We start from the raw sequence: 12,796 nt of genomic DNA, 5'->3' as shown, positions 1-12,796 counted from the left end.
GGCCTTGCGCAACCCCTGTCGACTACGCGGCCACCCCGCACCCCTCGCGAGGGCGTCAACGGCGACGCCCGGATGGAGCCACCGTGACCGAGCACGACCTCGATGTCCTCGACGAGATCCAGCGGCGGGTGCTCTGGCTCGCGACCCGGATCGTGGACGCCGCCAACCACGACCGGGCCACCGGCGACGGGGTGAAGGTCGGCGGCCACCAGGCGTCCAGCGCCTCGCTGGTCACGGCGATGACCGCGCTCTGGTTCGCGCACCTGGACGCCGAGGACCGGGTCGCCGTCAAGCCGCACGCGTCCCCGGTGTTCCACGCCATCCAGTACCTGCTCGGCAACCTGGACCGCTCCTACCTGCCCCGGCTGCGCGCCCGCGGCGGCCTCCAGTCGTACCCGTCGCGCACCAAGGACCCGGACGAGGTGGACTTTTCGACCGGCTCGGTCGGCCTGGGCGCGGCGGCGCCGCTCTTCGCCGCCGCCACCCGGCGGTACGTCGACGCGCACTTCGGGGCCCGCCCGCACTCCCGGTTCGTGGCGCTGATCGGTGACGCCGAGCTGGACGAGGGCAACATCTGGGAGGCGGTGGCCGACCCGGCGACCACCGGGCTGGGCAACGTCATGTGGCTCGTCGACTTCAACCGGCAGTCGCTGGACCGGGTGGTGCCGGGCATTCGGATCAACCAGTGGCGGGGCCAGTTCGAGGCGGCCGGTTGGCACGTCGTGGAGGTCAAGTACGGCCGCCGGCTCGCCGAGGCGTACGCCCGGCCGGGTGGCGAGGCGCTGCGCGACTGGATCGACGCGATGCCCAACGAGCAGTACCAGTCGCTGTTCGGGTTGACCGGCCCGCTGCTGCGCAAGCAGTTCCTGGACGGCGCGCCGGCCGGCATCGACGAGCTGATCGCCCACGTCGACGACGAGGAGCTGGGTCCGCTCGTCACCGACCTGGGCGGGCACGACCTTCAGGCGATGCTCGACGCGTACGCCCAGTGCGACGCGGTCACCGACCGGCCCAGCGTCGTCTTCGCGTACACCGTGAAGGGTTGGGGTCTGCCCATCGCCGGCAACCCGCGCAACCATTCCGCGCTGCTGAGCCCGGAGCAGGTGGACACGCTGCGCGCCGCGCAGGGGTTGACCGCCGAAACCGAGTGGGACCGCCTCGACCCGGCGTCACCCGCCGGCATCCGGGCCGGCGCCCGCCGGGAGGCGCTGTCCCGCGCGCCGCGCGAGCGCGCGCTGGGGGTCACCGTCCCGGAGAGCACGGGAGTACGCGCCAACAAGCCGATCTCCACCCAGGAGGTCTTCGGTCGGGTGCTGGTGGACCTGGCGCGGGACCGGGAGGTGGGCCGCTACCTGGTCACCACCGCCCCGGACGTGGCCACCTCCACCAACCTCGCCGGGTTCATCAACAAGACCGGGGTGTTCGCCCCCACCGAGCAGCGCTCCTGGACCGAGGACCGGATGCTGCGCTGGATCCAGAGCCCCGCTGGGCAGCACATCGAGCTGGGCATCTCGGAGATGAACCTGTTCCTGCTGCTCGGCCAGCTCGGCCTGTCCTGGGACCTGTCCGGGCAGCCGCTGCTGCCGGTGGGCACGGTCTACGACCCGTTCGTGCTGCGCGGCCTCGACGCGTTTCTGTACGGCACGTACTCCGGCTCCCGGTTCGTGGTGGCCGGCACTCCGTCCGGCATCACCCTCGCCCCGGAGGGTGGTGCCCATCAGTCCACCATCACCGCGTCGGTCGGCCTGGAGCTGCCGGGGGTGACCTTCGTCGAGCCGGCGTACGCGACCACCCTGGACTGGTTGCTCTGCGACGCGCTCGGGCAGATCGCCGGCGGGTCGACCCCGGCCGCGACCGCCGCGCCCGCCGAGGACGGCGCGTACTACTTCCGGTTGAGCACCCGACCGCTGGACCAGGCGCCGTTCGAGGTCGCCCGGACGCGCCTCGGTGACGCGGTCCTGCGTCGCCAGGTGGTCGCCGGGGCGTATCGGCTGGTCGACGCGCACCAGGCGTACCCGCACCTGGTCGACGCCCCGGTGGTGCAGCTGGCCGCCTCCGGCGCGGTGCTGCCCGAGGTGCTGGCCGCCGCGGCGGAGCTGGCCGACGAGGGCATCGCCGCGCACGTGGTGGACGTGACGAGCCTCGACCGGCTCTACCGGGCCTGGCAGCGCACCCTGCGCCAGGGCGTGCGGACAGCCACCGTGCCCAGCGTGCCGGGCGCGCTGCGGTCCGCGTTCGCCGATCGGGTGCCGGTGGTGACCGTGCACGACGCGGCGTCGCACGCGATGGCCTGGCTCGGGTCGGCCCTCGGCGCGCCGGCGGTGCCGCTCGGCGTGGACGAGTTCGGCCAGTCCGGCACCGTCGCCGAGCTGTACGAACTGCACGACCTGCTGCCCGGCAGCATCGTCAACGCCGCCCTGGCCGCCATCGCCCTACGCTGACCCGGCCGCGCGGTCCAGCGGCGCTGGGTCGCGGTGCGCTGGGTCGCGGTGCGCTGGGTCGCGGTGCGCTGGCTCGCGGTGCGCTGGCTCGCGGTCGCACGGGTCGCGGTGGCGCCGGTTAAGCCGTCCGCCCTTTCGGAAAACACGGAGGGTGGCGGCACGCTCCGTAACGGCCTCCGTCGGGTCAGTGGGGTGCGGCTGGCACCTTTGCTCTGCTTCAACCCACGCAACAGTGGCAGGGCCTGCGGGAGTGCTCGCTGCGACGAAGAATCCCCGATCGCTGTCGGTCACTGTTGCGTCTGGTTAAGCAGAGCAAAGGTGCCGTGCACGTGTCTGCGGGCCGGGTCGGCAGACACGGAAAGTGACAGATCCGGCGTCGACTGAGCCGACAGCGCAGGGCCAGGATCAGCCGGTCGGGGTCGGGCTTGGCAGCGGACCCGGTGACTCCGGCGCGCCCCCGGTCGGCGTCGGGGTGACCGACGCGGGGGCGCCCTGCGCCGGATCGGCCACCACGTGCCGCTCCAGGTTGACCTGGGACTGACCGGTGCCGCCCACGGTGATGTCGTCGTACGCCTGGAGCATCTTCTGCTGGTCGAAGTAGAGGACCGTCATCGTCAGCGGGGTGGGCTTCTCGCCCTCCAGGCCACGGAGGCCCGCGCCGCCGGTGGAGCCCTCGACCATCAGCGCGGTGGGCTGCTGGCCGGGCGCCTGGGGCAACCGGGACACCTGCCGCGCATGGGTGTGCCCGGCCAGCACCAGCGGGCAGGTGCCGGCGAGTGGCCCGGCTGACGCCGGGTCGTGCACCAGCGCGATGTGCACCGGCTGGGGTGAACGGCGCACCGTGGTCGCGAGCTGCTCGCCCGCGTCGATCACCTGGTCGGCGACCTGCTGGGTCAGGCCACTGCCGGCGGGTGAGGTGTTCTTGTCTGGGGTGAAACGGGGGTCGCCGATGCCGGCGATGGTCAGGCCGGCGACCGTCGTCGTCGAGTTGTTCAGCACGATCGCGTTCGGCTGACGGGCGACGGCGGCGGCGGTCTTGCCGGAGTCGTGGTTGCCCCGGATGAAGACGTACGGCTTCTTGAGCAGGCTGATCGAGCCGACGAAGGACGCCTCCGGTTCGCTGCCCCAGTCGGTGATGTCGCCGGTGTCGATCACCACGTCGATGCCGAACTGCTCCACCACCGTCCGGATGAGTTGCCAGCCGGTCGGGTTGAGGTGCATGTCGGAGACGTGCAGCACCCGCGTGGTGCCCGGGGTCGGCTCCAACAGCGGCAGCGCCGATACGGTGGTGTAGAGCTGGCTGACGTTGCCGACCAGGCGTTGCAACTGCTCGGCGTACTTGGTGTAGTCGTTGGCGATCCGGCGGGCGTCACCGACGATGGCTGGCGCGTTGACCAGCAACCCCTCGTAGCGCGGCTCCTCGATCGCCTGGGGACGTACGGTGGCCGCCGCCGTGCCGAGGCTCCCGGCGGTGACCAGCAGTGCGAGCCCGCCCGCCCAGGCGGTCCGTCGGACGTTGCGGAAGATCAGCCCGGCCAGGATCAGGGTGACCAGCACCGACGCGCCGAGGGCCCGTAGGCCGAGCCGCATCACGCCGGAGCGGACGTCCTCCACGGCGCTCTGACTGGCCCGGCTGATGCTGGCCGGGTCGTCGATCAGCGCCTCGGTGCGTCCCTGGTCGAGTGCGCCCAGCCGCACGGTGAGGTGGGTGGGACCGTCGTGGCTGTCGAGCAGCAACGCGCCGAGCGGCGGAATGTCGACGGTGGTGCCACCGTCGCGGGCGGGGGAGATGCTGAGGTTGGCCCGGAACGGCCCGATGTCGGTGTCGACCTGACCGCCGGCCAGCACCCCGAGCACCGCCCCGGACAGGGCCACGGCGAGGACGGCGACGATCAGCCCGATGCGGCGCAGCGGCCCGCCGGGGCCGACCAGCGAGCGCGTCGAACGTGGCGAATCGCCGTCGGTCACCGGGACGTCCCGATCACTGGCGTCGTCGTGCTGCTCGTCGTGCTGCCCGTCCATGCTGAAATTCTGACCTGCCCGTCCGAAGATCTTGATAAATCTGAACGGATGGTGACGAAGGTCAGCTGCGGCCGCCGTCGCCGCCCGCGAAGACCACCCGCAGGAGCCGGTCGTCGTCGCCCCCGGGGCTGCCCCGCCCGTCGTGGTTGGAGGTGCTCACCCAGAGCGAACCGTCCGGTGCGGCGGCCACCGCGCGCAGCCGGCCGTACCGGTTGGTGAGCAGCTCGCTGGGCTGGCCGAGCAGCGTGCCGGTGTCGGTCAGCTCCATCACCCAGAGGCGTTTGCCGCGCAGGCAACCGGTGACCAGCAGCCGGTCCGTGGCGGCCAGACCGGAGCAGGACGCGTCCTCGGTCGCCCACTGCGTGATCGGGTCGGTGAACCGCCGGTCGCCGGCCCGCCCCTCGACCTCCGGCCAGCCGTAGTTGCCGCCCTTGGTGATCTGGTTGATCTCGTCCCAGGTGTTCTGGCCGAACTCGACGGCGAACATCCGCTTGGCGGCGTCCCAGGCGAAACCCTGGACGTTGCGGTGGCCCTGGGACCAGACCGGGGAGCCGGGGTACGGGTTGCCCGGCGCGGGCTTGCCCTCCCGGGTGATCCGGAGGATCTTGCCGCCGAGGCTCTTCACGTCCTGCGAGAGGGGACGTTGACCGGCGTCACCGGTGCTGACGTAGAGCTGCCCGTCCGGGCCGAACCCCAACCCGCCGCCGTTGTGCACGTTGGCCTTGGGGATGCCGGTGAGGATCGGTGTGGGCTGCCCACCGAGTTGCAGCCGGGCGACCCGGTTGTCCCGCTCGGCCGTGTAGTAGACGAAGACCGTCCGGTCCTTGGCGTAGTCGGGGGAGACGGCGATGCCGAGCAGGCCGCCCTCGCCGGCCGCGGCCACGTCGGTGATCGTCTGCACCGGGCGGACCCGCAGCCCGTCCGGCCCGGACTCGGGGCCGACCTGCAGGATCCGACCGCTGTCCCGTTCGGTGACGAGCGCGGCCCCGTCCGGCAGGAAGGCGATGGCCCAGGGCACCCGCAGACCCTTCGCGAGGACCGTCGCCACCGCCTGCTGGCCGGCGCCGCCGGGGCTCGCCGACGCGGACGGGGTCGGAAGGTTGGGCGGCTCGCCGGCCGGGTCGGGCTCCGGTTCGCCGAAGCTGCAACCCGCGCTGAGCAGCAGCGCCGCGCAGGACGCCGCGAGGGCCACCCGGAGGTTACGAACGCGAGGGTACGGGGGACGGGCTCTCACCCGGCCCAGGGTAGCCCGCCGGACGGCCCGGTCGAGTCCGATGGGTGTCGGCGACCCCGGCCGGTGCACCCTTCACCGTGCCCGTACGGCCAGCAGCGCGGTGTCGTCCTCACCGTGGCGGATCGAGGCGAGCAGCAGGTCACACAGCTCGTCGAGGGGCAGCCTGTCGGTGCCGGTCAGTCGGACCACCAGCTCGTCCAGTCCCTCGTCGATGGACCGGTCCCGCCGCTCGATCAGCCCGTCGGTGTAGAGCAGCAGGGTGTCGCCGGTGGCCAGGCTGGCCGACTGGCTGGTGCGCGACGACGGCCGGGCCAGACCGAGCAGCGGTTCCGGCGTCGCCGCCAGGACGTCGACCGCACCGCCGGCGCGGACCACCACGGCCGGCGGGTGCCCCGCGTTGGACCAGGTCACCTCGTGGACGCCGGCGTCCTGGGGACCGATCCGGACCAGCGTCGCGGTGGCCGCGATCGACAGTTGGAGACCGCGGATCGCGTCGTCCAGGTTGCTCAGCAGCGCACCGACCGTGTCCGGCCGGCTGAAGGCGTTGCCCCGCACCAGGTTGCGCAGCTGACCCATGGTCGCCGCCGCCTCGATGTCGTGCCCGGCCACGTCCCCGATCGCGACGATCACGTCGCCCTCGGGCTGCACGAAGGCGTCGTACCAGTCACCGCCCACCTGCACCCGGTCGGCCGCCGGCTGGTAGCGGGCCGCCAGCTCCAGCTCCCTGAGGACCGGCAGCCGCGGCAGCATGCTGTGTTGCAGGACCTCGGCGACGTGTCGCTGCTCGCCGTACATCGAGCTGTTGCCGACGGCCTGGCCGGCCCGGCGGCCGATCTCGACCGCGGTGAGCAGGTCGCGGTCGTCGAACTGCTGCCGCCCGGTGCCGTTGACCAGGGTGATCGCACCCAGCACGGTGCCGCCGACGCCCTGCACCGGCACGCTCAGGTAGGACGCGATGCCCAGGCGGGCGGCGATCGGCGCCATCTCCGGGTGGGTGGTGCCCCTCGTCACGTCGGCCAGCGACGCGATGCCGCCGAGCCGGGGCTGGCCGGTCCGCAGCACCGCCCGGATGGATGAGTCCGGGCTCAGCCCGGTGCGCAGCAACTCACCGAAGCGGTCGATGTCCGCCGCTCGGGCCGGGTCGCGGTGCACCGAGACCACCTCGCGCGGTAGGCCGGTCGGGCCGATCAGGGTGAGCAGGCACCAGTCGGCGAGCAGCGGCACCATGGCGGCGGCGAGCCGGCGCAGCGCGGTGCCCTCGTCCAGGGTGCCGGCCAGTGTCTCGCTCACCCCGGCCAGCAACTCCAGCCGCTCGTGCGCCTGCACGACCCGCCGCCGTGCCTCCTGCGCGCCGTCCAGGGCGATGCGCAGTCGCAGCTCCGACGAGCAGGCGGCAGCCAGGTCGGCCAGGGTCCGCAGCTGCGCGGCCGTCCAGGCGCGGGGCTTGTTGTCGATGGCGCAGAGCGAGCCGAGCACCCGGCCGGAGAGGTCGGTCAGCGGCATCCCGGCGTACGCGACCACGCTGAGGTCATCGATGGCCAGGTTGTCCCGAACGCGGGGGTAGAGCCGGGCGTCCGGCAGCACCATCGGCACCTCGGTGTCCACCACGTGCTGACAGAACGAGTGGCTCAGCGGGGTCTGCCGGCGCTCCGACCAGGGCTCCGGCAACCCGAACGCGCCGGGAAAGAACTGCCGGTCGGCGGAGACCAGGGAGACCAGCGCGACTGGCACGTCCAGCAGGTCGCTGACCAGCCGGGCGAACCTGTCGAACGCCTCGTCCGGGGCGGCGTCGAGCCCGGTGTCGGCGAGCGCGCTCAGCCGCTCCGGCTCGCCGAGCGCCGCAGGTGAGGCGATGGGACGCCGGGCGGTGCCGGGGGGGCCGTCGGTCATGAGCACCTGTCTGCTGGGTCGGAGGCCGACCGGCCCCCGACCCTTCGTTATACCTCGTCCAGGCCCGGGTCGAACATCGGTGTGCTGAGTCTCGCCCGCCCCGGCTCGGCGCGCCATCCCCCGGGACGCCGGTTCGCGCCCGTGCCCGCGCCGGTCGCGGCGGTGGGGACTATCGTCGGCTGACGTGAAGGTATGGATTCCGAACCAGGCCGGCCTGAAGCTGATGGGTGAGCTGCCCCCGGAGGTGACGGTGCAGGTCCTGGAGCACGCCGACCGGCTGCCCTCGGAGGTGGCCGACGTCCGCGTCTGGGTGCCACCGTTCCTGACCGGCACCGACGCGACGGCGCTGCTGCGTGAGCTGCCCGATCTGGCGGTGGTGCAGTTGCTCTCCGCCGGGGCGGACGCCTGGGCCGGCCGGATGCCACCGGGTGTCACCCTCTGCGATGCCCGGGGTGTGCACGACCCGTCCACCGCCGAGTGGGTCGTCACCGCGATCCTTGCCCAGCTGCGGGCGTTCCCGGCGTTCGTCCGTGCCCAGGCCGAACGGCGCTGGGCGTACCAGGGGAACACTCCGACCGACGAGCTGACCGGCAAGCGGGTGCTCATCATCGGCGCCGGTTCGATCGGCACCGCGGTGCGCGACCGGCTCGCCCCCTTCGAGGTGCACTTCACCCTGGTCGCCAGGACGGCCCGCCCGGAGCAGGGGGTGCACGCGGTCGAGGAGTTGCTCCGGCTGCTGCCCGAGGCGGACGTCGTGGTGGTGCTGGTGCCGCTCACCGACCAGACGCGTGGCCTGATCGACAAGGACTTCCTGGCCGCGATGCCGGACGGTGCGCTGCTGGTCAACGCATCCCGAGGGCCGGTGGCACACACCGAGGCGCTCGTCGCCGAGCTGGGCACGGGCCGGATCTCGGCCGCGCTGGACGTCACCGACCCGGAGCCGCTGCCCGCCGACTCGCCGCTCTGGGTGATGCCGAACGTGCTGCTCACGCCACACGTGGCGGGCTCGGTGCGCGGTCTGCTGCCGCGGGCCTACCGCCTGGTCGGTGACCAGGTTCGCCGGTTCGCCGCCGGCCAGCCGCTGATCAACGCGGTCGTGGACGGCTACTGACCGGACACCTCAGCCGGCGTGGGGCAGCGTCTGACCGGTGGCCGAGATCAGCCGGGGCAGGTCCGCGCCACGGACGGCCGGCAGGGTGATTTGCTGGCCGTCGTCGAGCCGGGCGACGGCCCGCCCGCGCTGGTCGGCGGTCAACTCGACGACCCGGTCCCAGGTCAGGCGGCGTTGCCCGACCAACGCGCGTACGCGTAGTTCCCGCGCGTCGGCGTCGGTGCCGGCCCGCCAGGCCCACACCCCGACGGCGAGCGGGACGAGCAGCACCGGCAGCAGGTAGGTCCGGGCGTTCGCCAGCGGCAGGGCGCCGATGAAGGCAATGACCGAGGCGACCAGGATGGCTTGGTTGTAGCGGAAGCGGACCGTGTCGGGCTTAGTCACCCTCCGATGATCCCACCTCGGAGCGGTCCGGCTCGCGGCGGGCGGTGCCGAGGGGGTGGTACGTCGTACAGTGGCACAGGTCATTGCCTCCTCTGGGTGACCGGCACGTAACCGATGTGGCCGCCGATCGTTCACAATTGTTGGACAGCGGACCAGGAATGGTCGATGTCCCGCACCGTCGTACCGCCCCGTGCCCCCTCACGAAGGCGACCGCCGTGCTCCTCGCGTACCCGTTCCGCGTCCTCGTCCCCCGCCGGGCACTGGAGACCGCCACGTCCGCGGCGGTGGCGCTGCTCCTCTTCGCCGGTGCCCTCGACCTGGTGCCGACCCCGGTGGTGATCGCGCTGGCGGCTGGCGCCGGTGCCACGCTCGCCGGGGTGCGGCTCTCCCGGCTGGCCGTCTCGCGTCGCGTCGACAGCTCACCGCGGAGAGCGGGCGTGCTGCTCGACGCGGCGGTGGTGACGGCCGGTCTGACCGCTGTCGCACTGCCGCTGGCCGCTGGCGGGCACACCGTCACTGTGCTGGTCGGGACTCTGGTCGTGGCAGCCCTCGCCGGGGCGGGGCTGTGCCGGCTTCCCGGCCGGACGCGCCCGTCCGCCGGGGTCCGGCTGCGCGGGCTGGTCGAGTCGAGCGGCCCGGCCGTCGGGTTGGCTCTCGCCGGTTGGCTGCTGCTACCCCGTGCCGGCCTGCCGGTTCCGCTCCGGCTGGTGGCCGCGTTGGCGCTCGGTGGGCTGGGCATGGCCGCGCTCACCGCGTTCGCCGGGCCGCGGCGACGTACGGGCACGGCGGTCTGCCGGGGCGGTGTCCTGCTCACCCTGGGTGGGCTGGTGCTGCTGGCCACGCTGCCGTCCGCGCCGAGCGGGCGGGTGACCCTGCTGGCCGTACCCCCGCTGGTGCTCGGAATGTTGCTGGTCGCGGTCGGTGCGGTCGACGCGGCGGACGCGGGCGACGGCGAGCCGGCGGAGCCGATCGGTTCGGCGTGGCCGCGGTCGGTGCTCCCCGCCGCGGTGCTCCTGCTGGCGACGGCTGTGCACCTGGCCGCCGGCCGCGCGCCGGATCGGACGAGCGTGTTGCTGGCGCTGACGGCGGTGCCGCCCCTGGTGCTGCGCGAGCTGCTGCGAGCGGGTGACGCCCCCACCTCGGCGCGCCCCGCCGCCCATCGCCGACCCGCCGGCAGCCCGGTGCGGCACCGCCACGAGGTCCCACCACGCTGGCTGGGTCATCTCCCGCCGGCTGACCCCGCGCACGACAGGCGCGACCCGGCTGACCCGGCGACCGCGCACGGCACCGGCTCGGCCTGGCCGGCGGAGGAGGACGCCGGCTGGTCGGCGCTGAACCGGCGGCCCGTTCCGGCGGGAGGTGGCGCGCCCGGTGACCGGGCAGCCCTGCTGGACGCCCTCGCCGCGATCGGCGACGTGCCGGCACCGTCGGGCGCGCTGCTGCTGGTGGACCTGCACGTCACCGACGGGATCAGCCCAACCGTCGGGGAGGACGTGCTGGCCGAGGCGGTGCACCGGGTCCGCGCCGTCATCGCTGCCGACGATCTGGTCACCGGCTGCACGGGTGCCGGTTTCGCCGTGGTCACCGCAGCCGGCCCGGTACTGGCGTACGCGCTGGGCACCCGGCTGCTGGCCGCGCTCGCCCCGCCCTACCCGATGGCCGGTACGGAGGTGCGGGTGCAGACCAGCATCGGGCTGGCCGAGGTGAGCGGTGACCGGCCGGCGGACGTGCTCCGGCAGGCCGAGCTGGCCCGACGGCGGGCCGTGCAACTGGGCCGGGACCGGGTCGAGTGGTATGACGCGTTCCTGGAGGAACAGCTGGTACGCCGGCTCGACCTGGAACGCGAGCTGCCGGGTGCGGTGGCCCGTGGCGAGTTGGATCTCGTCTACCAGCCGGTGGTCGACCTGGCCGACGGGCAACCGGTGGGTGCGGAGGCGCTGCTGCGCTGGCGCAGTCCCGTGCTCGGCACGGTGCTCCCGGTGGAGCTGTTGCCGGTCGCCGAGGACCTGGACCTGGTCGGCGAGTTGGAGTGGTGGGTGCTGGACCGGGCCTGCCGGCAGTTGTCCGACTGGTCGGTGGGCGTCCGGGAGTTGTGGATGGCGGTGAACGTCACGACCCGGGAGCTGACGACACCCGACTTCGTGCAGCGGACGGCGGCCGTGCTGGCCGCGTACGGGGTGCCACCGGAGCGGCTGGTGGTGGAGGTGAGCGAGCCGAGGGTGGCGGGTGACCTGCCGACAGTGGTGGCCCGGTTGGCCGGGCTGCGGTCGTTGGGCGTACGCACCGCGTTGGACGACTTCCGGGCCGAGCACGCCTCGTTGGCCCAGCTCCGCCGGCTGCCGATCGACCTGCTCAAGGTGGGCCCGGAGGTGGTGGGCGCCCGGCCGGACGGGCAGCCACCGCTGATCGACGTGGTGGTAAACGTCGGTGAGCGGCTGGGCGTCGAGATCGTCGCCGAGGAGTTGGAGTCGTCGACGCAGGTCGAGGTGGCCCGCCGGGGCGGCTGCCGGTACGGGCAGGGGTTCGCGCTGGCCCGCCCGGCGACGGCCGAGCGGGTGGAGGCGTACTTCGAGGAGTTTCCCACCGCCTCTCGCTGAACCGGTTCATCTGTCTCGGGGCGGTGGTGCGGTGCTGCCCCGCGGGGTCAGGTGCGGCGTCTCGTCCTGCACCCGGCTCACCGGCTCCCCACCGATGACGGCGAGCAGTTGCCGGGCGGCGTGCGCGCCGTACGCCGAAATGTCCCGGCCCAGCGCGGTCAGCGGTGGGTGCACCAGCCGGCACAGGGGCGAGTCGTCCCAGGCCACGATGGACAGATCAAAGGGAACGCTGAGCCCCATCTCCTGGGCCACGGAGAGCCCCGCGATGGCCATCACGTCGTTGTCGTAGATGACCGCCGTGGGTCGCTGGGCGGCGCTGAGCAGCCGGCGGGTGGCCCGGCCGCCCTCCTCACCGCTGTAGTCGGACCAGACGGTGACCGCGTCGACCAGACCGAGCCGTCGACACACCGCCGCGAACGCGTCGGTGCGGATCTCGGTGTGCCGCAGGTCGGGCAGGCCGGCGACCCGGGCGATCCGCCGGTGCCCGAGCGCGACCAGGTATTCCACCGTCTCGGTCAGCGCCGCCGCGTCGTCGGACCAGAGGCTGCCCAGCGCACCGGTGCCACCGGGGCCGCCGATCACCACCGCGGGCAGTCGGAGCTGCTCCAGGGCGGGGATGCGGCGGTCGTCGGTGCGCAGGTCGCAGATCAGCACCCCGTCCACCCGACGTTCGCCCCACCAGCGCCGGTAGACCGCGATCTCGGCGTCCGGGTCGGCCACCACCTGCAGGGTCAGCGCGTACGAGCGGGCGGACAGTTCGGCCTCGACGCCACTGATCAGCGCCATGAAGAACGGCTCGATGCCGAGGATCCGGGCCGGTCGGCACAGGGCCAGGCCGACCGCCCCGGCGGTGGCGGCGGACAGGGCGCGGGCGGCGCTGCTGCGGCTGAAACCGATCTCCGCGGCGATGGCCAGGATGCGCTGCCGGGTGGCCTCGGAGACCCCGGGCTGCCCGTTCAGCGCGTATGACACGGCGCCCTTGGACACCCCGGCGTGTCGGGCAACGTCGGCGATGGTCGGCCGTTTCACCGGCGTACTCCTTCGCTCGCTGGCCGTTGACAGTCCGAATTGCCGAACCGTACGGTGGCCCAGCTTATCCGGTTCAGTAGGCGTCTTT

General features: G+C 73.3%; 8 protein-coding genes. 3 read left to right on the top strand and 5 right to left on the bottom strand.

The window, feature by feature from the left end:
• Window positions 1–83: 83 nt before the first annotated feature.
• Window positions 84–2,441 carry a pyruvate dehydrogenase gene (locus tag ACFYPM_RS26155; RefSeq protein WP_387202034.1) on the top strand — a complete coding sequence of 786 codons (2,358 nt, stop codon included), beginning with the start codon at window positions 84–86 and terminating at the stop codon, window positions 2,439–2,441.
• 405 nt (window positions 2,442–2,846) lie between these two features.
• Here the strand turns inward: ACFYPM_RS26155 and ACFYPM_RS26150 are convergent, their stop codons facing one another.
• From ACFYPM_RS26150 to ACFYPM_RS26140, 3 genes are all read right to left on the bottom strand, one after another.
• Entirely contained in the window at window positions 2,847–4,463 is a 1,617-nt protein-coding gene (locus tag ACFYPM_RS26150) for a metallophosphoesterase (RefSeq protein ID WP_387202031.1), read from the bottom strand.
• Between the two features lie 61 nt (window positions 4,464–4,524).
• Window positions 4,525–5,697 carry a PQQ-dependent sugar dehydrogenase gene (locus tag ACFYPM_RS26145; RefSeq protein ID WP_387202028.1) on the bottom strand — a complete coding sequence of 391 codons (1,173 nt, stop codon included), beginning with the start codon at window positions 5,695–5,697 and terminating at the stop codon, window positions 4,525–4,527.
• Between the two features lie 72 nt (window positions 5,698–5,769).
• Window positions 5,770–7,587, bottom strand: a complete 1,818-nt coding sequence (locus ACFYPM_RS26140; protein WP_387202025.1) for a GAF domain-containing SpoIIE family protein phosphatase — start codon at window positions 7,585–7,587, stop codon at window positions 5,770–5,772.
• A 184-nt stretch (window positions 7,588–7,771) separates the two neighbouring features.
• Between ACFYPM_RS26140 and ACFYPM_RS26135 the strand changes: the two genes are divergently transcribed.
• Window positions 7,772–8,698, top strand: a complete 927-nt coding sequence (locus tag ACFYPM_RS26135) for a 2-hydroxyacid dehydrogenase (RefSeq protein WP_387202022.1) — start codon at window positions 7,772–7,774, stop codon at window positions 8,696–8,698.
• Between the two features lie 9 nt (window positions 8,699–8,707).
• Here the strand turns inward: ACFYPM_RS26135 and ACFYPM_RS26130 are convergent, their stop codons facing one another.
• A complete protein-coding gene (locus ACFYPM_RS26130; RefSeq protein WP_387202019.1) occupies window positions 8,708–9,082 on the bottom strand; it encodes a PH domain-containing protein in 375 nt (124 codons plus the stop codon).
• 215 nt (window positions 9,083–9,297) lie between these two features.
• Between ACFYPM_RS26130 and ACFYPM_RS26125 the strand changes: the two genes are divergently transcribed.
• Window positions 9,298–11,679, top strand: a complete 2,382-nt coding sequence (locus ACFYPM_RS26125) for an EAL domain-containing protein (protein ID WP_387202016.1) — start codon at window positions 9,298–9,300, stop codon at window positions 11,677–11,679.
• A gap of 6 nt (window positions 11,680–11,685) precedes the next feature.
• On the opposite strand, the gene ACFYPM_RS26120 is transcribed toward ACFYPM_RS26125, so the two are convergent.
• Window positions 11,686–12,708, bottom strand: coding sequence for a LacI family DNA-binding transcriptional regulator (locus ACFYPM_RS26120; protein WP_387202013.1), 1,023 nt, complete (start codon window positions 12,706–12,708; stop codon window positions 11,686–11,688).
• Between the last annotated feature and the right edge of the window lie 88 nt (window positions 12,709–12,796).

The sequence above is a fragment of the Micromonospora sp. NPDC005203 genome (genome assembly GCF_042872705.1).
In the GTDB taxonomy this organism is placed as follows: domain Bacteria; phylum Actinomycetota; class Actinomycetes; order Mycobacteriales; family Micromonosporaceae; genus Micromonospora.
The sequence above is the reverse complement of the archived record's forward strand: the minus strand, read 5'-3'. Positions and strand labels throughout refer to the sequence as shown.